This window comes from Candidatus Arsenophonus phytopathogenicus (assembly GCF_056113345.1).
In genome coordinates this window covers 18,585-41,261 of sequence record NZ_JBUIOB010000014.1, presented here as the reverse complement: position 1 = coordinate 41,261, position 22,677 = coordinate 18,585, and the positions used below count along the sequence as shown (strand labels likewise).

The 22,677-nt window shown below is 39.5% G+C and carries 28 protein-coding genes and 2 pseudogenes; 19 read left to right on the top strand and 11 right to left on the bottom strand.

Features of this window, described 5'->3' with window-relative positions:
* The 3 genes from AC01GB_RS02275 to AC01GB_RS02265 form a co-directional block, all read left to right on the top strand.
* On the top strand, positions 1 to 354 hold a 354-nt coding region (locus tag AC01GB_RS02275), incomplete at its 5' end, for a hypothetical protein (protein WP_474450109.1).
* A gap of 53 nt (positions 355 to 407) precedes the next feature.
* Positions 408 to 1,361, top strand: a complete 954-nt coding sequence (locus tag AC01GB_RS02270; protein ID WP_474450108.1) for an Rpn family recombination-promoting nuclease/putative transposase — start codon at positions 408 to 410, stop codon at positions 1,359 to 1,361.
* A gap of 4 nt (positions 1,362 to 1,365) precedes the next feature.
* A complete protein-coding gene (locus tag AC01GB_RS02265) occupies positions 1,366 to 1,962 on the top strand; it encodes a ProQ/FINO family protein (RefSeq protein WP_474450106.1) in 597 nt (198 codons plus the stop codon).
* 77 nt (positions 1,963 to 2,039) lie between these two features.
* Here the strand turns inward: AC01GB_RS02265 and AC01GB_RS02260 are convergent, their stop codons facing one another.
* Positions 2,040 to 2,528, bottom strand: coding sequence for a lytic transglycosylase domain-containing protein (locus tag AC01GB_RS02260; protein WP_474450104.1), 489 nt, complete (start codon positions 2,526 to 2,528; stop codon positions 2,040 to 2,042).
* A 474-nt stretch (positions 2,529 to 3,002) separates the two neighbouring features.
* Here AC01GB_RS02260 and AC01GB_RS02255 point away from each other — a divergent pair, with 474 nt between their 5' ends.
* Entirely contained in the window at positions 3,003 to 3,401 is a 399-nt protein-coding gene (locus AC01GB_RS02255) for a relaxosome protein TraM (RefSeq protein WP_474450103.1), read from the top strand.
* A 249-nt stretch (positions 3,402 to 3,650) separates the two neighbouring features.
* On the top strand, positions 3,651 to 3,896 hold the full coding sequence (locus AC01GB_RS02250) for a hypothetical protein (protein ID WP_474450102.1): 246 nt from the start codon (positions 3,651 to 3,653) through the stop codon (positions 3,894 to 3,896).
* Here the strand turns inward: AC01GB_RS02250 and AC01GB_RS02245 are convergent.
* The gene (locus AC01GB_RS02245) at positions 3,874 to 5,043 is read right to left on the bottom strand and encodes an RNA-guided endonuclease InsQ/TnpB family protein (RefSeq protein WP_474450084.1); all 1,170 of its coding nucleotides are present in this window, start codon (positions 5,041 to 5,043) and stop codon (positions 3,874 to 3,876) included. The genes AC01GB_RS02250 and AC01GB_RS02245 overlap by 23 nt on opposite strands.
* A 56-nt stretch (positions 5,044 to 5,099) precedes the next feature.
* On the opposite strand from AC01GB_RS02245, the gene tnpA (AC01GB_RS02240) reads away from it, so the two are divergent.
* From tnpA (AC01GB_RS02240) to AC01GB_RS02230, 3 genes are all read left to right on the top strand, one after another.
* A complete protein-coding gene (gene tnpA / locus AC01GB_RS02240) occupies positions 5,100 to 5,525 on the top strand; it encodes an IS200/IS605 family transposase (protein WP_474450066.1) in 426 nt (141 codons plus the stop codon).
* Positions 5,526 to 5,955: 430 nt separating this feature from the next.
* Positions 5,956 to 7,377 carry a toll/interleukin-1 receptor domain-containing protein gene (locus tag AC01GB_RS02235; RefSeq protein ID WP_474450101.1) on the top strand — a complete coding sequence of 474 codons (1,422 nt, stop codon included), beginning with the start codon at positions 5,956 to 5,958 and terminating at the stop codon, positions 7,375 to 7,377.
* Positions 7,352 to 7,546 (top strand): hypothetical protein, encoded by a 195-nt coding sequence (locus AC01GB_RS02230; RefSeq protein WP_474450099.1) that lies wholly within the window; start codon positions 7,352 to 7,354, stop codon positions 7,544 to 7,546. Before AC01GB_RS02235 ends, AC01GB_RS02230 begins: the two co-directional genes overlap by 26 nt.
* Before the next feature lie 66 nt (positions 7,547 to 7,612).
* Here AC01GB_RS02230 and AC01GB_RS02225 read toward each other — a convergent pair whose 3' ends face one another.
* The 3 genes from AC01GB_RS02225 to AC01GB_RS02215 all read right to left on the bottom strand — a co-directional run bounded on the left by AC01GB_RS02225 (position 7,613) and on the right by AC01GB_RS02215 (position 9,388).
* On the bottom strand, positions 7,613 to 7,966 hold the full coding sequence (locus tag AC01GB_RS02225) for a hypothetical protein (RefSeq protein WP_474449978.1): 354 nt from the start codon (positions 7,964 to 7,966) through the stop codon (positions 7,613 to 7,615).
* A 384-nt stretch (positions 7,967 to 8,350) separates the two neighbouring features.
* The gene (locus AC01GB_RS02220; RefSeq protein WP_280632085.1) at positions 8,351 to 8,605 is read right to left on the bottom strand and encodes a hypothetical protein; all 255 of its coding nucleotides are present in this window, start codon (positions 8,603 to 8,605) and stop codon (positions 8,351 to 8,353) included.
* Positions 8,606 to 9,388 (bottom strand): ParA family protein, encoded by a 783-nt coding sequence (locus AC01GB_RS02215; protein ID WP_474450097.1) that lies wholly within the window; start codon positions 9,386 to 9,388, stop codon positions 8,606 to 8,608. It lies immediately after the preceding gene.
* 220 nt (positions 9,389 to 9,608) lie between these two features.
* Here AC01GB_RS02215 and AC01GB_RS02210 point away from each other — a divergent pair, with 220 nt between their 5' ends.
* The 6 genes and pseudogenes from AC01GB_RS02210 to AC01GB_RS02185 all read left to right on the top strand — a co-directional run bounded on the left by AC01GB_RS02210 (position 9,609) and on the right by AC01GB_RS02185 (position 13,661).
* A complete protein-coding gene (locus tag AC01GB_RS02210) occupies positions 9,609 to 9,752 on the top strand; it encodes a hypothetical protein (protein WP_474450096.1) in 144 nt (47 codons plus the stop codon).
* 28 nt (positions 9,753 to 9,780) lie between these two features.
* Positions 9,781 to 10,779, top strand: coding sequence for a MobP1 family relaxase (gene mobP1, locus AC01GB_RS02205; protein ID WP_474450112.1), 999 nt, complete (start codon positions 9,781 to 9,783; stop codon positions 10,777 to 10,779).
* Positions 10,780 to 10,824: 45 nt separating this feature from the next.
* Positions 10,825 to 11,809, top strand: a pseudogene (locus AC01GB_RS02200) (Rpn family recombination-promoting nuclease/putative transposase).
* Positions 11,810 to 11,812: 3 nt separating this feature from the next.
* Positions 11,813 to 12,325, top strand: coding sequence for a DNA-3-methyladenine glycosylase (locus tag AC01GB_RS02195; RefSeq protein WP_474450094.1), 513 nt, complete (start codon positions 11,813 to 11,815; stop codon positions 12,323 to 12,325).
* A 364-nt stretch (positions 12,326 to 12,689) separates the two neighbouring features.
* Positions 12,690 to 13,172: a replication/maintenance protein RepL gene (locus AC01GB_RS02190; RefSeq protein WP_474450092.1), complete on the top strand. Its 483-nt coding sequence runs from the start codon at positions 12,690 to 12,692 to the stop codon at positions 13,170 to 13,172.
* A 210-nt stretch (positions 13,173 to 13,382) separates the two neighbouring features.
* Positions 13,383 to 13,661 (top strand): helix-turn-helix transcriptional regulator, encoded by a 279-nt coding sequence (locus AC01GB_RS02185; RefSeq protein ID WP_474450091.1) that lies wholly within the window; start codon positions 13,383 to 13,385, stop codon positions 13,659 to 13,661.
* Between the two features lie 142 nt (positions 13,662 to 13,803).
* On the opposite strand, the gene tnpA (AC01GB_RS02180) is transcribed toward AC01GB_RS02185, so the two are convergent.
* Entirely contained in the window at positions 13,804 to 14,229 is a 426-nt protein-coding gene (gene tnpA, locus AC01GB_RS02180; RefSeq protein WP_474450066.1) for an IS200/IS605 family transposase, read from the bottom strand.
* Between the two features lie 56 nt (positions 14,230 to 14,285).
* On the opposite strand from tnpA (AC01GB_RS02180), the gene AC01GB_RS02175 reads away from it, so the two are divergent.
* The 4 genes from AC01GB_RS02175 to AC01GB_RS02160 all read left to right on the top strand — a co-directional run bounded on the left by AC01GB_RS02175 (position 14,286) and on the right by AC01GB_RS02160 (position 18,327).
* The gene (locus tag AC01GB_RS02175; protein ID WP_474450084.1) at positions 14,286 to 15,455 is read left to right on the top strand and encodes an RNA-guided endonuclease InsQ/TnpB family protein; all 1,170 of its coding nucleotides are present in this window, start codon (positions 14,286 to 14,288) and stop codon (positions 15,453 to 15,455) included.
* Between the two features lie 59 nt (positions 15,456 to 15,514).
* Complete coding sequence (locus AC01GB_RS02170; protein WP_474450089.1) at positions 15,515 to 16,048, top strand: hypothetical protein; 534 nt, start codon at positions 15,515 to 15,517, stop codon at positions 16,046 to 16,048.
* Entirely contained in the window at positions 16,049 to 16,375 is a 327-nt protein-coding gene (locus AC01GB_RS02165) for a plasmid partitioning/stability family protein (protein WP_474450087.1), read from the top strand.
* Positions 16,376 to 16,701: 326 nt separating this feature from the next.
* The gene (locus tag AC01GB_RS02160) at positions 16,702 to 18,327 is read left to right on the top strand and encodes an N-6 DNA methylase (RefSeq protein ID WP_474450085.1); all 1,626 of its coding nucleotides are present in this window, start codon (positions 16,702 to 16,704) and stop codon (positions 18,325 to 18,327) included.
* A gap of 77 nt (positions 18,328 to 18,404) precedes the next feature.
* On the opposite strand, the gene tnpA (AC01GB_RS02155) is transcribed toward AC01GB_RS02160, so the two are convergent.
* Entirely contained in the window at positions 18,405 to 18,830 is a 426-nt protein-coding gene (gene tnpA / locus AC01GB_RS02155; protein WP_474450066.1) for an IS200/IS605 family transposase, read from the bottom strand.
* A gap of 56 nt (positions 18,831 to 18,886) precedes the next feature.
* On the opposite strand from tnpA (AC01GB_RS02155), the gene AC01GB_RS02150 reads away from it, so the two are divergent.
* Positions 18,887 to 20,056: an RNA-guided endonuclease InsQ/TnpB family protein gene (locus AC01GB_RS02150; protein WP_474450084.1), complete on the top strand. Its 1,170-nt coding sequence runs from the start codon at positions 18,887 to 18,889 to the stop codon at positions 20,054 to 20,056.
* A gap of 20 nt (positions 20,057 to 20,076) precedes the next feature.
* Here AC01GB_RS02150 and AC01GB_RS02145 read toward each other — a convergent pair whose 3' ends face one another.
* From AC01GB_RS02145 to AC01GB_RS02130, 4 genes and pseudogenes are all read right to left on the bottom strand, one after another.
* On the bottom strand, positions 20,077 to 20,277 hold the full coding sequence (locus AC01GB_RS02145) for a hypothetical protein (protein WP_474450082.1): 201 nt from the start codon (positions 20,275 to 20,277) through the stop codon (positions 20,077 to 20,079).
* 4 nt (positions 20,278 to 20,281) lie between these two features.
* A complete protein-coding gene (locus AC01GB_RS02140) occupies positions 20,282 to 21,223 on the bottom strand; it encodes an Rpn family recombination-promoting nuclease/putative transposase (protein ID WP_474450081.1) in 942 nt (313 codons plus the stop codon).
* A 32-nt stretch (positions 21,224 to 21,255) separates the two neighbouring features.
* A complete protein-coding gene (locus AC01GB_RS02135; RefSeq protein ID WP_474450080.1) occupies positions 21,256 to 21,609 on the bottom strand; it encodes a hypothetical protein in 354 nt (117 codons plus the stop codon).
* 208 nt (positions 21,610 to 21,817) lie between these two features.
* Positions 21,818 to 22,450: pseudogene (locus tag AC01GB_RS02130) on the bottom strand (RNA-guided endonuclease InsQ/TnpB family protein); the annotation flags it as partial.
* Positions 22,451 to 22,677: the final 227 nt, after the last annotated feature.

Below are 22,677 nucleotides of genomic sequence, written 5' to 3'. Positions count from 1 at the left end.
ACACAACCAGCAACCAATCCAAAATTGGAAGCTGCATTAATCGGTCTCGACGATGCGACAGACGAAAAAAGCCTTGCTGAAATCGTCGAGCATTGTACCCTATTGTCCGCCGAGTTGTCTGAGGACGAGAAAACACAACTCCGTGAAAAAATTAAAGCGACCAAAAAGCGGTTAATGCCAGACAAAAAAGATAGTGAAGTATGGATGGCAAGGCTAGCAAACGGCACAGGCGACGCTTGGCGATTTCCAGACGGTGAAATAGTGCTTGGCTTTTTTGAGGCTGAGAAAAAAGCAAAAGAGGTGGGCGCGGTGCTTGAAGAACGGAAGAAATCCCGGTTTAGTCCGAGTCATTGAAATATGCCCCTGAGCAAGTAGGGGCGCGTTTTAAACTAAAGCTGGATTGAAAAATGAGTAAAAAATTCACCCCAACACCACACGATGCTGTGTTTAAACAGTTTTTAAGCGAGAAAGAGACGGCTAAAGACTTCTTTGATATCTGGCTACCGGATGAGATTAAGACGCTGTGTGATTTAGATAGCCTCAAAGTGGAGTCAGGCTCATTTGTCGATAGTGAAATGAAAAACTACCAGAGTGATATTCTCTATTCTGTCAACACCCAACAAGGGCAGGGTTATGTCTATCTGCTGATTGAGCACCAATCAACGCCCGATAAACTGATGGCATGGCGACTTATGCGTTATTGTATGGCTGCTATGCAAAAGCATTTAGAGGCTGGACACAAAGAGTTGCCGCTGGTTTTTCCTATCCTGTTCTATTGTGGTGAGAAAAGTCCGCATTCGTATAGTACTGACTGGCTGGATTGCTTTAATGGCAGAGATATTGCCGAAAAAATCTACACCAAACCGTTTAAGCGGGTTGATGTCACCACATTAGATGATGGTGATATTATGAAGCATAAGCGAATAGCTTTACTTGAATTGATACAAAAACACATTCGCCGGCGCGATATGACAGAGCTTATGAATGAAATTGTCACGCTGTTGTCGTATAATTATTATACCGATAATCAAGTTATCACGATGTTTAACTATCTCATTCAGGAAGGGAATGCAGAGCAGCCAGCAAAGTTAATCAAAGAGATAGCCAGACAGACAGAGAAACACGAGGGGGCATTGATGAATATTGCACAAGGTATACGAGAAGAAGGTATACAACAAGGTATGCAACAAGGTATGCAACAAGGTATGCAACAAGGTATTCAACAAGGGAAACTTGAAGGCGAAAAACAGGCTTCCATGAAAATAGCGCGCCAAATGCTAGAAAGTGGTATGGACAGGCAATCTGTGATGAAATTTACGGGTTTGAATGATGCCGATATGAGCAACCTGTTTAAAGATTAAAACGATGACAGAACGCCAAAAATTAAGCCTCAATCGCCCTAGAAAGGCTTCACAAGAAGAACAGACCTCAAGTACCCCTGTTTACGCTAAAAAGGTATGGGTAAATCCTGCGCCCAAAAAACAGGTGAAAGAAACGAAACCCCAAAAGCTAAAGCTAGCAAAACAGCAGCCCAAGAAGCTGGTTGAAAAAACTAAACAGGAAGTGAAGGTTAAAATTTCTAAACCACCGACCCCACCTAAGAAGCGATTGCCGTTAGATGAGGCTATCTCTCAAATCAGCGCGTATTGGCCTTATCTTTTTCCCGATGGCAAGTTGTGCCCCATGAAAATTGGTATACAACAAGATATGTGGCAAGAAGTGAAAGAAAAGGGTTTCCCTATAGCCAGAAGGCGTTTGAGAGCCTATTTACGCAGTATTGGTTATCATGCTCATTATCGCGCACTTATCCAGTCACGGGCTAGTCGTTATGACAAAGACGGTCAGATAGTCGGCGAGGTCACTCAAGCTGATGTTGACGATAATCTGCAACGTTTGGCAAGGCGAAATAAATCAAACCATAAGTCTCCTGTTGCTCATGCTGATTTGGCGTTGGGAAAATGATTCTCGCTGGTATGAAGTGGAACTCTGTTATGATTTATTTGGTGATTTGTTAATAAATTGTATTCTTAAGACTTTGTTTATTCTAGCGACCCGTAAATTTTATTCTCATTCATTTTTCCCGCTTTTATTTTCTGATAATGTTGATGAATTTTTTTGGCATAGTGGTAACGATTTTTAATTGATGTATTGGTATTTTTCATTCCCGCGTTATACATCCCTACGGCTAGCCAATTTTTTCCGTAGCTAGCAAAGTTACGAGTTAAAATCATTGCCCCAATATGAATGTTTAAACAAGGATGATTGATTAAGTCATTTACAGATAATATAGGGTATTCTTTTTTAATGGCGTTAAAGGTTTTGCTATTAATTTGCATCACCCCCAAATCTAACGAGCCATCTTTATTTTTGTTTTTTGCTTTAGGATTAAAATTGGATTCTTGCCAGGCAATGGCTCTTAAATAATCGGGGTCAATTTGATAATAACTTCCTGCTTTATCAAAGCAATCGGCAATCGATAATTTTGAGATAACAAGACAAAATAGCCACAGTAAATTTTTAATTTTCATCACGTCGCTCTTTATTCAAAAGTAAGAACAATTCGGCATATTGTCGCCCCTATAAAGCCAAAGAATTTTTTAAAGATATTCCAATTATCATTTTCAATTTTACCTCCCTCAATCCGCTTTTTCTACCACTAATCTACACACCACACGCAAAATAAATTTTTCCTAATTTTATATTTATATTTCAGTAAGTTATATTTAATATAAATTATTTTTAATCTAAAAACAGATTTCAAAAAGAAACTTATAAGCAAGTTTTAACTTTCTCATTAGAAAGCTAAAAATTATTATTTTAATCTATTGATATTAAACATAAATAAAAAAAAGAAAGTTATAACTTTCTTTTAAGCAATTTTATAATTACAATTATAAGGTAATTTATACGGAATTTTAGCAAAAAAATTTAAAACTTTCTGGTAAGCAAGCTATAAATTGTTTTTTAAATGTAAATAAATGAAATAAATTGTAAGGTATAAAATGGAAAGTCAAAAAAATTATCCGATGACATTAAGAGTGCCTTTCTCTGTTTTGGAATTTATTGATGAAATGATAGAAAAAAAATTACAGGATGGAGAGAACAAATCAACAGCAAATCGAACCGCCGTAGCATTAGAAATGTTAAAAATAGGGGCGAGGGTTTTAAAGAAGAAAAATGAGCAGAGTAGTGATCAAGATGTCACATTTGATGAAAAGTTAGCTTTAATTGCAGATGCTGTTCTTAAATCAAAATTACAAATTGAATCAATATTTGAATTATCGTTTAAAAATCCAAAGGAGATTGATAGTAATACTATAAATCAATTTGGTTATGAGGCGGTAAATAATAAAATAAAGGAAGTTGATTATAAAATCAGTCATTTCTTTAAACATAAATAAATATTATTTTACGGGATTTTACTTATTGAAGTTGTAATATTCCGTATTTTATGTAAATTAATTTTATAATAAAATTTATAAAGTTTTTTATTTTCTCATACTTTATAAAATACTTCTGTTATCATGTAATCTATAAAGAAATATTTTTTTATCGACAATAGTTTTTTGATAACAATATTTATTGTTACTAATCACTAACAAAAATAAGATTATTTAAAATAGGCTATTAACCTAATAAGGAATATTGCTTTGAAAACAAATATAAGTTTAGATGATTTATTTGGTGACAAAATAAAAGAAATAAGAGAAAGAGAAAAAGAATTTATGCCGGATGTCACTTGGTTTTCAAGCATGGATGAAGAACTAAACAGTAAATACATGACAAAATATCCATTTAATTCTTTTGAAGATATTCCTTCAGATACTTCCGGCGTGACTGCTCCCCGCCGTAAACAGCGAGGCTTCCCACTTCTCAGGCCGCAACCGTCTGTGTGACGGATTTACGCTGGCCTCCATGGGCAGAAACGACGAGTCCCGCCGCCTGTAATTCCAATATACCCTTTTGCCGGATGTTGAGCGCCGCATTGATATCGCGGTCATGTTCAACGCCACAGCAAGGACATTGCCAGATGCGCTTATGGAGTGGCATTTCCGGCATTTTGTGTCCGCAGCAGTGACAAGTTTTCGAGCTGGCAAACCATTGGTCAAGCTTCACCAGATGAACGCCTTTTTCTGCTGCTTTGTATTCTAGTTTGGTAATGAATCCAGCCCAACCCGCATCCCCGATAGCGCGTGCGAGGTTGTGGTTTTTCATCATGTTCGCTGTTTTTAACGTCTCGACAATTACCGCTTGGTTTTCGTCAACAATTGCACGAGAGAATTTGTGTTGAAAATCAGCACGGGCGTTGGTTATCCGCTCGTGAACTGCTGCAAGCTGTAGGCGGCATTTACGACGATTGGCACTCCCTTTTTGCTTGCGCGACAGCGCTTTTTGTTTGCACCGCAAATTACGGCTGGCGTTGATAAGGTGACGAGGATTACTCACCTTGCTACCGTCTGATTTGATAGCATAATGGCTCAGTCCCATATCCAGACCGGCGATACGTTTTATCAGGGAAGGTTTTTCTGGCGCTTGTGTGCCGTCATCACAGAGTACCGAGGCATAATATTTCCCCGTAGCCGAACGCGTGATCGTAATGCTTTTAACTTTCCCGTTAATTTCACGATGAATGCAGGCTTTTATTGGTGACAACTTGGGTATTTTGATTGCTCCATTCTGCAACCTCACCCCAACACAATGATAACTAGACTGCTTGCCGTGCTTGCGTTTAAAAGCAGGGAAATGCGCTTTCAGCTTCGGATTAAAAAAGTTAGAAAATGCAACATCGAGGTTAATAACCGCCTGCTGCAAGGCTATAGAATCATATTCTTTAAGCCATGCGTATTTACGGGATTTCTTCGCTACTGCCAGTAAAGGTTTCAGATCTTTACGGGGGCTTAAATTCACACTGTGGCGCTTGTAAGCCTGTTTTTTGATGTGCAGAGCCTTATTGTATGCAAAACGAACTGCACCGAACTGGGCATTGAGATAGTCAGCCTGTTCCGGTGTAGGGTAAATGCGTACTTTTGTGGCCCTTAACATAGTCAGCGCTCATTGATATAGTTATTTTATTTTAACAGGTTAAGTGGATATATCAATTGAGTAATCATCATGAAGCACTGGAGGGATTTCTCCGAAAACGGCACAGCGTCAGTAAATTGATTGTGCATCTGATTTTCACGACAAAGTACCGATGCAAGCTCTTCGACGGGCGCATGATAGAGCAACTACGGGAAGCCTTTGGTTCAGCTGCCGAAAAGCTGGAATGTCAAATTATTGGGATGGATGGCGAATCAGACCATGTACACCTTCTGGTCGCATACCCGCCAAAACTGCCGGTGAGTGTGATGGTGAACAATCTGAAGTCAGTATCATCACGGCTATTACGCCAGCAAAACACACATTTACGAATGCAAAGCAAAACGGGGTTGCTGTGGTCAAGATCTTACTTTGCCTGTAGTACGGGAGGGGCAACGATTGAAACACTCAGAGTCTATGTTCAAAGTCAGGCAACGCCTGACTGATCTTTAAAGCCCTTCGGGCTTTTCGCCTTATATCCCCGCCCGCATTGGGCGAGGGTTTACGGCGTTTTTCGCTAATTAAGCTATTAAGCTATAGTAAAGAGCTTATTTTTTTAGTAAAGTTTTTTTTATTTTATAAACTTCTCGTTTTCCGTTCTCACGCCTACGAGATGATTCAGCTTGTGGAGTATTTTGATTGCGATTTTTGAAAGTTACTTTATCATTTGAAATATCTAAAAAGATTTCATAGTCAGGAAGATCATTCTTTTATTTTTTGATACCACAAAGGCTAGCAGGATAATATTTTTTGTGATTTTATGCGCAGCACTCGGGGTGGATCAATTAAAAAAATCACATAATTAAGAATATTTTTTCATCAAAAGTATGAATGTAATATAATAAAAAACCCCATAGAAACCCTGAACCGAAAAATATGGAAAAAAAAGAAAAAACACCTAAAGTTTTTATATCTTACTGCTGGAATGGACAGGAAAAGAAGGACAAAATAGATAGATTTGCGCGCAGACTTGCTGCCGATGGTGTTGACATAGTTGCTGATATCTATCACCTTAAAGTGGGAAATGATAAATTCTATTATATGGAACAAATAGAAAATGATCCCACATTAAGCCATGTTCTTATAATTTGTGACAAGTTATACCTTGAAAAGGCAAATAAACGTCAATCTGGAGTTGGGGCAGAATCCGAAATAATTTCACAAGAGATATATTCTAAACACTCACAGCAAAAATTTATTCCTATAATCTATGAGTTAGATGAAAATAACGAAGCATATGCGCCAACATTCCTTAAAAACAGAATTTATATAGATTTTTCTTCTCCTGAAAAAGAAAATGATAATTGGGAAAAATTACTTAGAATTCTTCATGATAAACCAGAGTATGTACAACCAATTGTAGGCAAAAGGCCCTCCTATCTTGATATAAACGAGGCCCTTAACACATATGAGATGGATTCTAAATTTAAATCTTTTAAGCACGCTTTGTTAGAAGATAAAAAAACAGTTCCTTTATGCCGAACTGATTTTTTTGAGGCTTGTTTTTCCTTTATTGATTCTTTAAGAATTAGAAGCAAACCTAAAAATGGTGATTTTTCCATAAAAATAATTGAAGATTTTAAACAACTTGTAATCGCTAGAAATTACTTAGTTGATTGGTGTCTATTAGAATCACAATTAAAAAATGAAGATATTTTACAAAATTTAACATTAATTCTTGAAAAATTACTAGAACTCAGTTCAAGGCCTGAAGAGCTCAGTTCATTCAATGATGATTGGTTTTATGCACATAGGGCATTTGCTTATGAATGTATATTGTACTTTATAGCAATCCTAATAAAAACGGAGAATTACACAACTGCGAATAAAATAATCACATCTAGCTATCCAGTACGCAAAGAAGATTCATACCCTAACAATACTTTTTCAAGTATATCCCAGTTTTATTATGATTCTCAGTACGTTACTCAACATCTACCATCGGTTATCTCCTTATTAAAAATATATTCAAATAGAACTGATATACCATTTAATGATATAATCCAAGCTGATTTGGTTATAACAATGTTCAGCTTTATAAAATCAGAAATATACTGGTATCCTAAAACACTTTATTATGCATCACATTCCTATCAACCTCCTTTATTCATAAAAGCCACTCAGCAAAAAGGCTTCCAAAAATTACTTACTCTTACAGGATTTTCAAGCAAAAACACTCTTACACAAAATATTTTAGAAGGAATAAAGGGCAAAGGCGGGAATATCGGTAGTAGTTATTTTTTTCATCTCCCATACGATAAGATGTTTAATATTGAAAATTGGGACACTCTCAAATGAGGGTTGTGACTTAATAGGTGCTAGAGAAGCCTTAATTGTGAGGCTTAGTGAACTATCTGATTTATGGGATGATGCTGTTCAGGCAGAAATGTCAATCTTTCAGCTTGCTTTGCGTAACGGGAAATGGGTTATCGATAGCCGGATTAATCAGCAGCGCTTGTTACCCTGAGCGTGGTCATCAAAGTTTTTCAACGGCCCCGAGTCATTAAGACTGAATGACTCGGGGAAATATGATCTAAGGATTTTGTTTTAGGCCATTAGTCCCAATGGTGAGATCACAAGTGTACAAATCCGGTGAATCATCATTTAGTTTTCGGCCTAACATATCTGGATTACTTTTCGTGCAGGTCATCGCTGGGCTGGACAGGTAGCTCTTTCCCATTCCGTTATCAGATACAACATATCCCCCCAATCCTTGAGCATATTCCAGATGTTTATAAATTTCTTTGGCTTCTTTATTGCTGAAGTGAATTGATAATGTGGTATTTCCGTCATCATCTTTATCTCGACCCAAAGAAGTGTTGGCAAAAATACATGAAGGGTAAACCATAGTGGCAAGTGTTACGGATAAAAAAAGTGTTTTTTTCATAGAAGTTTTTCTTTAGTTAGAAAAAGAACAATAAAAAAGATTATAACGCCATTTATCAGAGAGGGCGACTTTCGATTTGGCCATTTCATTATGTTAATTTTATGTTACTTACAGCTGGTAGTTACGTACGCTGATTTTTCATTCTGATGCCCCAACTCTCTTGAGAATTCGGGCACGCTGACAAAGGGTTAAGTTGCGGGATTTTTCAACAAACTGCTTAATTGTGTTATTCGGCGCTTCACAGACAAGCACGCGGAAGGTAGACTTTTTCATAGTCCGACTCCTACTGACTTAGGTTGTTGGATCAGGTGCTTGTTGGGATTACCGTCCCTTCAAGTACCGCTTACTTAAGTATATAAAAATGAATATATAAGAGTATATACATTATGTGTTATTAATAACTGATTTCGCTAATTTTTTAACTAAATTCATATCATAATTTAAATAACCAACAGCACGTAAAACTCGTGACTTTGATATATTTTTTTGTGGCACAATTTCTTGTATTTTATCGATCATAATAGAAAGTGCATCTTCATCTAAATTAGTCATACGTAAATTCATTTGCTTACCAGTTGTAATATTTCTCTTTTCTACAACTCGCGTTACACCTTTTGTTATTCTATCACTTCGACTCACTTAAGAAATCTCCTCAACTCTTTTAATAAGTTCATGCATCAATGATAAATAATCTTCATGCGGTCTTTCATTAAAAGCATAAAGAGGAGAGGGTCTACGGTTTTCTGTAGCTTGCTTATAAAGCTCACTAACCCTTATTTCTGTTGTAGCTACATGATAGCCTGATTTTTTGACATACTCATTTATAGCTTTTTGCATTTTAGAATGAGATTTGTTTACTTTTGTCTTTACAAGAGTATATACAATATTTTCTTGACGTTTTACTTCTTTTGCTACTTGGAGCAAATCATTAATGCCCTTAATAGCTCTTCGATCCATATCAACAGGAATAACAATTAAATCTGTAATTAAAAGAGCATTTTCTATGCTTAAATCAATTGCAGGGCGCAAATCAAACAGAATAAAATCAAATTTAGTATTTAAACGTTTGAGTGCATCTTCTAAAATAGTTAACCTATGCCTGAATCTTTCAGCACTTCTAGCTTCAACAGCTAATGTTATATCCGCTGGAATAATTGATAAGTTTTTTACTTCATCAGTTGAATCAAGAGCTGAGTATATTATTTTATTAATATCAAATTTAGGATTTTCAAAAAGATCTGTAATTGTATAATCTTCATCTCCCCTGCCTAAATCATCACTAAGATTTCCTTGATGATCTAAATCAATAAGTAATGTTTTATACCCTTGTTGTGCTAGACAACAGCCAATAGCTATACAACTAGTTGTCTTACCTACCCCACCTTTACTGTTGGCAAAGCTAATAATAAAAGGGTTTTTCATATAAAATCCAACATTATTGTATATACTTAAATATATACATTATAGATAAAAAAAAGATTCGTGTCAAAAGATAAAGTATATACAATTATATATACTTAAATGACTATCAAATATTTTGGAAAAGTCGTTTCTTTAATTTATTAATACAGCTTAAAGGAAAAATTTATGTCGAAAAAAAATCGTCTATGATGATTATGTATCTAAGCTATTCGGAATATCATTGAATTATTGGCAACGTAAAGAGTTGCCTAAAAATAGTATTCAGCATAGAAAGATCACCAATAGTGAGTATATGTTATTACAATTACTCGCTGGAGAACACCCCGAATTCATCCTAAAGAAGCGACAAGAAATAGAGAAATAGCACTTCAAAAACAGAGCACAAAACCACCATAAAAATACACGATGCAGGAAGCGGTCGCACACCACGCGGGGTTAAAAACGAAATTAACTATATTGCCCGTGAAGGTGAGTTGACACTGCGTGATAGTGATGGAAAAGAGTATTTTCTTAAAGAAAGAGAAGAGCGTAAAGAATCCTATTCGTTTATGACAGACAGGGAAGATAAACTGGTATACAAGGATGAAAGTGCGCCGAAGCTGGTTCATAATATGGTTTTTTCTGCGCCCACTGTTGCCGGTGTTAGTGAAGCCGATGCGTTTAAATCGGTGGAAACCACGTTAAAAGAAAAATACCCGTATAATCGCTTTGTCATGGCTTATCACAAAGATACTGATAGTCATCATGTCCACGTATTATTGCGTATACCTGATAATTACGGAAAACGGATCAACATCCGAAAACAGGATTTACGTGAGTTGCGGGAAAATTTCGCCGGGCAATTGCAAAAAATGGGATACAACGTGACCTGTACCCATAAGTATCAGTTTGGCCTTAAGAGTGAATTGAAGCGAGAACATGATCGGCAACGTGGTTTGTATGAGGTGGTAAAATTTGGTCGTGCCAGCTATCGATTTAATCCTAAAAATGGTGACCAAAACTATATCACGTTACGCACGTTAAAAAATAAAACCGAAGTAACCTATTGGGGTGTGAATCTGGCGGAGGAAATAGAGCGTGAACAGATTAAGCCCGGCAGTGTGATCAGCTTTAAAAAAGAGGGGGCTACGGCGGTTAAAGTGCCTAAACTGGATCGTCAGGGGAAACAGGTTGGCTGGACGGAGACCCATAGGAACAACTGGCGCATTGAAAATCAGGGGCAGATGGGGATTAAACCGAAACCATTTCCGAAAGAAATCAAGCTGGACTCACCTGAGCAGTTAATGAAACATAAGCGTAGCATGGCGGTCTTTAAGCAGTCGAAGGCGGCAATGTTAGACCTGAAAGAACAGCTTAAGAAGGGGATAAAAATTGGCGGCATCAAATTTTGATGTGAGAGGATGGCGAGGCTTATCTCTCAAGGGTATACTGCATTGATGAAAAAGAGACTTTCCCATCATGACAGTTTATTTAAAAAATTCCTTGGTGATATCACCATCGCAAGGGATTTTTTACAAATTCATTTACCGGAAAAACTTCGCCAATTGTGTGATTTTAGTACGCTGGCGATGGAGTCCGGCAGCTTTATTGAGGCAGACCTACGTAGTCAGTGCTCGGATATGCTCTATTCGATGAAGACCATCGCTGGTCATGATAGTTATGTCTATTGTGTTGTCGAACATCAGAGCCGACCTGAAAAACTGATGGCATTTAGGCTTTTAAGGTATGCGGTTGCTGCCATGCAGCGGCACCTTGAGCAGGGCAACGACACCTTGCCAGTGGTGATACCGATGCTGTTTTATCAAGGTAAAACTTCGCCGTATCCCTACAGTACCCATTGTCTGGATTGTTTTGCTGATCCGGAACTGGCAAAGTCGGTTTATATGCAGGCGTTTCCTCTGGTTGACGTGACGGCCATCCCGGACGAGGAGATTGTCACACATCGACATGTTGCCCTGATGGAACTGGTGATGAAGCATATCCGCACCCGCGATATGCTAGAGTTAAGTCATGAGATAGCGTCCTTGCTCAATAAGTGGGTATTGCAGCCTGAGCTATTTCGAGGATTAATATGTTATATTGTAGAACGAGGGAAATACTTCTGATGCAAAGCAATTTTTGCACCAGATTGCGGAAAGAGCAACTGATTATCGGGAGGTGGTGATGACCATTGCAGAGCAGTTACGGCAAGAGGGCGAAAAACAAGGTATAGAAAAAGGTATATTGAAAGGGCGTGAAGAGGGTATTCATCTAGGCGAAGAGCGTGGCATAGCAAAAGGTATAGCAAAAGGTATAGAAAAAGGTAGGCAAGAATCCGCCAGAACTATAGCTCGCCAGCTTTTAGCTAACGGTGTTGATCGGGCGATTGTCAAGATGTCAACGGGGCTGTCTGATGCTGAAATTAATGCGCTGATGGATTAATCTGTGTCGAGTAATACTATTTTACCTCGCTCATTTTATGAACGTGATACGCTTTGTGTGGCAAAGGATTTGCTGGGAAAAGTTTTAAAGTTTGCTGACTATTATGGCGTTATCAACGAAGTGGAAGCCTATATAGGGCAGGATGATCCAGCCTGCCATGCCGCGCGAGGCTGTACGCCACGAACCGCGGTCATGTTTAGTGATGCCGGGTTTTCCTATGTTTATCTTATTTACGGCATGTACCATTGCCTGAATATTGTGACCGAACGTGAAGGATTTCCAGCGGCAGTTTTAATTCGGGGAATCGATTTATATAAACCCACAGTTCTTTCTTTAAATGGGCCGGGTAAACTCTGCAAACAATTAACTATCACTAAAAATAATAACCAGATTGATTTAACACAATCGCATAATTTTTGTGTTTACGATTCCACGGCCAGACCAGAATATATGACCACACCAAGAATAGGCATAAAAGTTGGGACTGACAAATTATGGCGTTTTAAGACAAGATAAATTAAATGATTTTATTTAACTTTCACCGCTCGCCGCAGTCTTTGGCTGAGGCGTACCGCAGGAGCTGAGCGACGAGGAACGAACAGCCAAAGCGAGGAAGCGGAATATCCACTGTTCTGTCAAAGCGACCCTGACACACTTTACCTTTAAAGATAATAGATAACCGAAGCTAGATAACATAAGGGAATTCTCCTGGTCTTATCACGCTATGGCGGTATAAACGTACCTTCATGAAGGTACGTTTGTTATTTTTAAAAGTGACATTTGTAATTTAATTTTGAGTTCAAATGTACTTCATTGACAGGGTGCACTTAGATGTGTAGAATGTCACTATATAAAACGTGACATATATTGGACATAGTTTATGCAAAAACAAAAAAAGATAAAAACAGCATACTACGAACATAAACGAGAAACTTTGGATTTAAGTACCGGAGAAGTCATATCTGAATCAAAAACGACACTATCTCGTTATTCAGTAGAACCACCATATGTGAAAATGTATATAGATGATATATGCTCACTTATAAGCATCCCTGAATCATTGAAAAATGTGTTATTTTTGATGCTTCGTAAACTTGATTACGATGGATATATCACTCTTTCAACAAGATACAGAAAATTAATGAGAGAACAATTAGATATTAAAGACGGAACCTTAAGAAATAGGTTGGCTCTTCTTGTAAAAAAAGAGTTTGTTTTTAGTGAGGGAGGGAATGAATATTCAGTTAATCCTAAATTTTTTGCTAGAGGAGAATGGAAAGCCATCATAGAACAAAGAGCCGCTTTTGAATTGAAAATAAGATATTCAGAAGAAGGTAGGGAGATAACGACAAAAAGAGTTTAACACAATAGTCGCTGACTGAAAGGAGTTGAGATCCCAACAGCCAGCTAATCCAACAACCTAGGATAGTAGGAGTCGGACTATGAAAAAGTCTACCTTCCGCATGCTTGTCTGTGAAGCACCGAAACAAATAATCGAGTTCTTCGCTCGAACCTCACGCAACTTAACCCTTCGTCAGCGTGCACTAATTTTCAATAGAGTTGGGGGGAGGGCATGAGAGAATTTGATTTGAATCAGCTTTCTGATTTTATAGATGTGTTTCCTGAATTAACTCAGGCACAGTTTGAAACTGGAATGCTTTACTCCATGGGCATTACTAAAAAAGAGATTGGAATGTTGCGTTCGGTATCCTATTCCGTTGTTAAAGAAACTCTTGACGATATAAAAAAAAGGATGGGGATTTATTCATTGAATCAATTACTTTCAATTTTTCAGGTACGGTTAGTTTTATTTTGTTTGAAAAATTGCATTTTGAAGAAATCGTCGAAATAAACAAAAAATCATCATCAATTATACCCTCTATTTTAGGGGGTATGGCTATTATTATATTTCAGTAATATTAGCGAAAAACGCCGTAAACCCTCGCCCAATGCGGGCGGGGATATAAGGCGAAAAGCCCGAAGGGCTTTAAAGATCAGTCAGGCGTTGCCTGACTTTGAACATAGACTCTGAGTGTTTCAATCGTTGCCCCTCCCGTACTACAGGCAAAGTAAGATCTTGACCACAGCAACCCCGTTTTGCTTTGCATTCGTAAATGTGTGTTTTGCTGGCGTAATAGCCGTGATGATACTGACTTCAGATTGTTCACCATCACACTCACCGGCAGTTTTGGCGGGTATGCGACCAGAAGGTGTACATGGTCTGATTCGCCATCCATCCCAATAATTTGACATTCCAGCTTTTCGGCAGCTGAACCAAAGGCTTCCCGTAGTTGCTCTATCATGCGCCCGTCGAAGAGCTTGCATCGGTACTTTGTCGTGAAAATCAGATGCACAATCAATTTACTGACGCTGTGCCGTTTTCGGAGAAATCCCTCCAGTGCTTCATGATGATTACTCAATTGATATATCCACTTAACCTGTTAAAATAAAATAACTATATCAATGAGCGCTGACTATGTTAAGGGCCACAAAAGTACGCATTTACCCTACACCGGAACAGGCTGACTATCTCAATGCCCAGTTCGGTGCAGTTCGTTTTGCATACAATAAGGCTCTGCACATCAAAAAACAGGCTTACAAGCGCCACAGTGTGAATTTAAGCCCCCGTAAAGATCTGAAACCTTTACTGGCAGTAGCGAAGAAATCCCGTAAATACGCATGGCTTAAAGAATATGATTCTATAGCCTTGCAGCAGGCGGTTATTAACCTCGATGTTGCATTTTCTAACTTTTTTAATCCGAAGCTGAAAGCGCATTTCCCTGCTTTTAAACGCAAGCACGGCAAGCAGTCTAGTTATCATTGTGTTGGGGTGAGGTTGCAGAATGGAGCAATCAAAATACCCAAGTTGTCACCAATAAAAGCCTGCATTCATCGTGAAATTAACGGGAAAGTTAAAAGCATTACGATCACGCGTTCGGCTACGGGGAAATATTATGCCTCGGTACTCTGTGATGACGGCACACAAGCGCCAGAAAAACCTTCCCTGATAAAACGTATCGCCGGTCTGGATATGGGACTGAGCCATTATGCTATCAAATCAGACGGTAGCAAGGTGAGTAATCCTCGTCACCTTATCAACGCCAGCCGTAATTTGCGGTGCAAACAAAAAGCGCTGTCGCGCAAGCAAAAAGGGAGTGCCAATCGTCGTAAATGCCGCCTACAGCTTGCAGCAGTTCACGAGCGGATAACCAACGCCCGTGCTGATTTTCAACACAAATTCTCTCGTGCAATTGTTGACGAAAACCAAGCGGTAATTGTCGAGACGTTAAAAACAGCGAACATGATGAAAAACCACAACCTCGCACGCGCTATCGGGGATGCGGGTTGGGCTGGATTCATTACCAAACTAGAATACAAAGCAGCAGAAAAAGGCGTTCATCTGGTGAAGCTTGACCAATGGTTTGCCAGCTCGAAAACTTGTCACTGCTGCGGACACAAAATGCCGGAAATGCCACTCCATAAGCGCATCTGGCAATGTCCTTGCTGTGGCGTTGAACATGACCGCGATATCAATGCGGCGCTCAACATCCGGCAAAAGGGTATATTGGAATTACAGGCGGCGGGACTCGTCGTTTCTGCCCATGGAGGCCAGCGTAAATCCGTCACACAGACGGTTGCGGCCTGAGAAGTGGGAAGCCTCGCTGTTTACGGCGGGGAGCAGTCACTCCTGAATCTTTAACCGCTTTGCACGAAAGGTTTAAATATGACGACGTTAATGATTATGAATCATCTCTTATTGTAGATTTAGGCGGAACAACGTTAGATTGTGGTGTTGTTTTAGGAAAATTCAGACAATTAACGCATGTTATTGCTGAGCCGTCATTAGGTGTTTCTTCCGTTATTAAAAGAATACAGAAAATAGTTAAATCCGAGACGAATATCGGCTTAAGTTACGCTTCTGCTAATAATTTAATGTTAGATATTTTTTATAAAAAATATGCGTTTTTAAGTTCGCTGGTCAATCGAGAGCAGCAAAAATTAGACAGGATAAAATCAGAAACTGAAGATGCGATAAATAATTTATCGGTATTGGTATCCGGTAAGCTAAAAACGTTTAATGAGTTTCAGCGAATTTATCTCATCGGCGGGGGTTCATCTTTAATTAAAGATAAAATTGTTAAAGATTTTAAACACTTAAAGAACAAGATATATCAAGTTCCTGATTCGCAATTTGCCTTAGTCAAATCGATTGCTAATATGATTTTAGGGGACGATTAAATGCGTGATAAAAGAAAGAAAATCATTGTACATATTCATCCAGATTCCTTCAGAGAAGACCAATTCGCCGATGAAATGCTTGATCAACCGTTAATCAAAAAAGGCGATTTTCTGAGGAAATGTTTCTTATCAGGCTTGGCTTTGCATTTAGCTGATCATCGATTGCCCAATATGATCTCCTGTCTATTAGATGAAAATTTTAATCTTGAACAATTGCATAACGTTTTGGCTTTGATCTCAAAGTCAGATAACCCTACAAAAAAAGAAGATATTCCAGAAGAAAAAAAAGGTTTAGATGAAATCAAGAATAACTTGTTGCTTGGGTGACATCAGAAACCGAGCAAGGATGCCGCCGCTAATGGCGGCTCCGCTTATGTTTCCCTACCGGATGTTAGATGCATCGTGAAAAAAAAGCGTATCGCTTAAATAGATTGAATTCCGCGAGGGTGTTTATAATTCTGTGTCAGGGAATTTTATATTTTCATTATACCATCTAGGCGACCTTTAAAATAGATGGACAATTAAGCAATGGTTAATGCCAAGTTACTAATCGGCATAGTTCATTTACGCTAAAAGATTGGTTCGTAGATAAAGCACACAAACACATAAAAGAAAAAAATATGAGCTAATTCATAGCTTTTAGAAGGTAGACGATGAAGTTTAAAGTAGATCAAACATCACAAAAACTTAGAGGTGGTTATTACACCCCACAAAATTTAGCTGATTATGTAACAAAGTGGGTATTAAGCAAGAGTCCAACAGCCATACTTGAACCGAGTTGTGGCGATGGTGTGTTTATTCAGGCTGTGGTTAATAATGATTGTGATTCTAACATCGAGTTATCTTGCTTTGAATTGTTCGATAAAGAGGCTTCTAAGGCGCTTGCACGTTGCAAATTGAACAACCTTGTTAATGCAAGCGTTACAGAGGGCGATTTTCTTGTTTGGGCGAATGATAAGCTCAAGAAAGGTAGACCGATTTTTGATGGAGTTTTAGGTAATCCTCCGTTTATCCGTTATCAATTCCTTGAGAAAAACTTTCAAGAACAAGCTCAATTGGTCTTTGAACAACTCGCCCTAAAATTTACAAAACACACTAATGCTTGGGTTCCGTTCCTACTATCTTCATTAGCCCTTCTTAAACAAGGTGGAAGAATGGGGGCTGTCATACCATCTGAGATTATTCACGTAATGCACGCTCAGTCATTGAGAAACTACTTAGGTCACGTTTGCTCTAAGATTGTCATCATCGACCCTAAAGAAATTTGGTTTGAAGACACTCTACAAGGTGCGGTTATTATACTAGCAGAAAAAAAACAATATCTTGATGAAACATCGCAAGGTGTCGGGATCGTTAGTGTAAGTGGGTTTGAATTCCTTCAAGATGATCCAAACGTTCTGTTTAATGATACGGTCGGAATTAATGGTGAGACAGTTGAAGGTAAATGGACTAAAGCGACACTTGATATTGACGAACTTAAGCTAATTAAAAGGGTAATTGCTCACCCTGATGTTCGTAAATTTAAAGATATAGCTAAGGTCGATGTAGGTATTGTGACTGGAGCTAACAAGTATTTTCTTGTTGATAATGAATCAGTTAAAGCATATAACTTAGAGCGTTTTGCTCACCCTATGTTTGGCAGAAGTCAACATTGTCCTGGCATTATCTATGATGAACAGCAGCACATTGAAAACCAGAAGCAAGGTTTGCCGACCAATTTCTTATACATAGATGAAGAGTATGAAGACCTTTCTGAAAGTGTAAAAAGTTACATTGAGTTAGGTGAAGCCGAAGAGTATCACAAGCGTTATAAGTGCCGTATACGTAAGCCTTGGTTCAAAGTCCCGTTTGTCTATAGCACAGAGATTGGAATGTTAAAGCGTTGCCACGATGCGCCACGCTTAATTCATAACAAAGTTGGAGCATACACCACTGATACGGCATATAGAGTTTCTTCAACGGTTACGAGTGCTGAAAACTTGGTATGTAGTTTTTTGAACCCTTTAACGGTCATTACAGCCGAACTTGAAGGACGCTTTTACGGTGGCGGTGTTCTTGAACTTGTTCCATCTGAGATAGAAAAATTACATATCCCTATCATTGAAGGCTTAAAACACAACGTTGATGAACTCAACCAGTTGATCAAAGATGGTCAAATAGAGAAAGTGATTCGACAACAAGGTTCACTAATCTTAGACAAGCTTGGTTTTACTCAGGAAGATAATGAAAAACTTGTAGATATATGGAAAAAGCTTAGAGACAGAAGACTACGCAAATAGAGTTAGCGAAAAACGCCGTAAACCCTCGCCCAATGCGGGCGGGGATATAAGGCGAAAAGCCCGAAGGGCTTTAAAGATCAGTCAGGCGTTGCCTGACTTTGAACATAGACTCTGAGTGTTTCAATCGTTGCCCCTCCCGTACTACAGGCAAAGTAAGATCTTGACCACAGCAACCCCGTTTTGCTTTGCATTCGTAAATGTGTGTTTTGCTGGCGTAATAGCCGTGATGATACTGACTTCAGATTGTTCACCATCACACTCACCGGCAGTTTTGGCGGGTATGCGACCAGAAGGTGTACATGGTCTGATTCGCCATCCATCCCAATAATTTGACATTCCAGCTTTTCGGCAGCTGAACCAAAGGCTTCCCGTAGTTGCTCTATCATGCGCCCGTCGAAGAGCTTGCATCGGTACTTTGTCGTGAAAATCAGATGCACAATCAATTTACTGACGCTGTGCCGTTTTCGGAGAAATCCCTCCAGTGCTTCATGATGATTACTCAATTGATATATCCACTTAACCTGTTAAAATAAAATAACTATATCAATGAGCGCTGACTATGTTAAGGGCCACAAAAGTACGCATTTACCCTACACCGGAACAGGCTGACTATCTCAATGCCCAGTTCGGTGCAGTTCGTTTTGCATACAATAAGGCTCTGCACATCAAAAAACAGGCTTACAAGCGCCACAGTGTGAATTTAAGCCCCCGTAAAGATCTGAAACCTTTACTGGCAGTAGCGAAGAAATCCCGTAAATACGCATGGCTTAAAGAATATGATTCTATAGCCTTGCAGCAGGCGGTTATTAACCTCGATGTTGCATTTTCTAACTTTTTTAATCCGAAGCTGAAAGCGCATTTCCCTGCTTTTAAACGCAAGCACGGCAAGCAGTCTAGTTATCATTGTGTTGGGGTGAGGTTGCAGAATGGAGCAATCAAAATACCCAAGTTGTCACCAATAAAAGCCTGCATTCATCGTGAAATTAACGGGAAAGTTAAAAGCATTACGATCACGCGTTCGGCTACGGGGAAATATTATGCCTCGGTACTCTGTGATGACGGCACACAAGCGCCAGAAAAACCTTCCCTGATAAAACGTATCGCCGGTCTGGATATGGGACTGAGCCATTATGCTATCAAATCAGACGGTAGCAAGGTGAGTAATCCTCGTCACCTTATCAACGCCAGCCGTAATTTGCGGTGCAAACAAAAAGCGCTGTCGCGCAAGCAAAAAGGGAGTGCCAATCGTCGTAAATGCCGCCTACAGCTTGCAGCAGTTCACGAGCGGATAACCAACGCCCGTGCTGATTTTCAACACAAATTCTCTCGTGCAATTGTTGACGAAAACCAAGCGGTAATTGTCGAGACGTTAAAAACAGCGAACATGATGAAAAACCACAACCTCGCACGCGCTATCGGGGATGCGGGTTGGGCTGGATTCATTACCAAACTAGAATACAAAGCAGCAGAAAAAGGCGTTCATCTGGTGAAGCTTGACCAATGGTTTGCCAGCTCGAAAACTTGTCACTGCTGCGGACACAAAATGCCGGAAATGCCACTCCATAAGCGCATCTGGCAATGTCCTTGCTGTGGCGTTGAACATGACCGCGATATCAATGCGGCGCTCAACATCCGGCAAAAGGGTATATTGGAATTACAGGCGGCGGGACTCGTCGTTTCTGCCCATGGAGGCCAGCGTAAATCCGTCACACAGACGGTTGCGGCCTGAGAAGTGGGAAGCCTCGCTGTTTACGGCGGGGAGCAGTCACGTTTTTCAACCAGCTTCTTGGGCTGTTGTTTTACTACCTTTTGGGGTTTCGGTTTTTTTGCCTGTTTTTTGGGCGCAGCATTGACCCAGACCTTTTTACCGTAAACAGAGGTATTTGAGGTCTGATCTTCCCGTGAAGCCTTTCTAGGGCGATTAAGGCTTAATTTCTTGCGTTCCGTCATCGATTTAATCTTTAAACAGGTTGCTCATTTCGGCATCAGTCAAACCCGTAAATTTCATCACAGATTGCCTGTCCATGCCACTTTCTAGCATTTGGCGCGCTATCTTCATCGAAGCCTGTTTTTCGCCCTTCTGCATACCCTCTTGAACGCCATCATTTTTGCCTAATTGGTAACCTTCCAGTTTGCCTTCTTGTCTTAATGCTTGAGCAATAGTCATAAGTGCTCCTTCGTGTTTCTCTGATTGTTTGGCTATCTCGGTGATAAATTCCATCGGTTTTTTAGCATTACCTTCCTGAATGAGATAGTTAAACAGTGTAATAACCTGATTATCGGTATAATAATTATACGACAACAGCGTGACAATTTCATTCATAAGCTCCATCATATCGCGTCGACGAATGTGCTTTTGGATAAGCGTCAACAAAGCCATTCGCTTGTGCTGCATAATCTCACCATCATCTAATGTGGTGACATCAGCTAATCGAAAGGGATTGGTATAAATACGCTCTGCTAGTTTCCTGTCTTCAAAGCAATCAAGCCAATCAGTGCTATAGGGGTGAGGACTCTGTTCACCACAATAAAATAACATTGGGAAAACTAACGGTAATTGCTTATATCCGGCTTCTAGGTGCTTCTGCATGGCTGCAAGGCTATAACGCATTAATCGCCATGCAATGAGCTTATCAGGAGTGGATTGGTGCTCAATTAATACATAGATATATCCGCTTCCCTTTGAGATACTGACTGAATAGAGAATATCACTCTGGTAATTTTTCATCTCCGCATCGATGAATGAGCTAGATTCCACTTTTAGGCTCTCTAAGTCGCATAGTGCTTTAATCTCATCCGGTAGCCAGACATCAAAGAAGTCTTTTGCCGTCTCTTTTTCGCTTAGAAATTGTTTAAACACAGCATCGTGTGGGGTTGGGGTGAATTTTTTATTCATCTTGTAATGTTCGCTTTTAACTTAGAAAAATATCAATGAAGAGAGTTTGAAGGACAAGGTAAAAAGACCTTATCAGCCATAATCTCTTTGCTCACTTCCTCAAAATAATCAACATCAATCACATAGATTGTTGATGAATTCTTTGGTACAAAGTAAAAATTAACGGGAGACAGGGAAAGCTCATTAGAATTAATGTAACTCACCTCTCCGACTTCCAGAAATGTTGATAATCCCTTATCAATACAGTAATCGGCTGCTTCATCGTAAGTATCAAAAAATTGTGAAGAATGCTGATTATTAATATCAAATACCAAAAACGGTTTAGCTACAAAAGCATTGTCTTTACGTTTGATGTTTAACTTTTTCAAACTGCGGTTTTTACTCATCTCATATTTTCACTGTTTACATAACAAATTGCATCATAACAAACGAAAGCGCTATATTGAATGAGCAATCTTTTCACTACATGACATTAATTTTTTAACAATTGCTCCGGATTGACGATGATCTGACAGACCCTAGCAAGAAGCTTTTATCAAACGTACAATCAAACCGTGACTGCTCCCCGCCGTAAACAGCGAGGCTTCCCACTTCTCAGGCCGCAACCGTCTGTGTGACGGATTTACGCTGGCCTCCATGGGCAGAAACGACGAGTCCCGCCGCCTGTAATTCCAATATACCCTTTTGCCGGATGTTGAGCGCCGCATTGATATCGCGGTCATGTTCAACGCCACAGCAAGGACATTGCCAGATGCGCTTATGGAGTGGCATTTCCGGCATTTTGTGTCCGCAGCAGTGACAAGTTTTCGAGCTGGCAAACCATTGGTCAAGCTTCACCAGATGAACGCCTTTTTCTGCTGCTTTGTATTCTAGTTTGGTAATGAATCCAGCCCAACCCGCATCCCCGATAGCGCGTGCGAGGTTGTGGTTTTTCATCATGTTCGCTGTTTTTAACGTCTCGACAATTACCGCTTGGTTTTCGTCAACAATTGCACGAGAGAATTTGTGTTGAAAATCAGCACGGGCGTTGGTTATCCGCTCGTGAACTGCTGCAAGCTGTAGGCGGCATTTACGACGATTGGCACTCCCTTTTTGCTTGCGCGACAGCGCTTTTTGTTTGCACCGCAAATTACGGCTGGCGTTGATAAGGTGACGAGGATTACTCACCTTGCTACCGTCTGATTTGATAGCATAATGGCTCAGTCCCATATCCAGACCGGCGATACGTTTTATCAGGGAACATTTTTGTGACCACTTCGATTTCAATTTCTCTCAGTTTTGTGGTTTGCATTATCTCCGCCCAGGCCTTATTCCGCTCAAAAAGCGACTTTAAGGGTCTGGGTTGGAAATCTTTTTTCATCAGGGCATTAACTCAATTAACGAAATTAGAAGGATGAGCCTCATTTCAAATGTAAAACACAAAATATTACCAGAAGCGACGCTAAGCCTCTAAA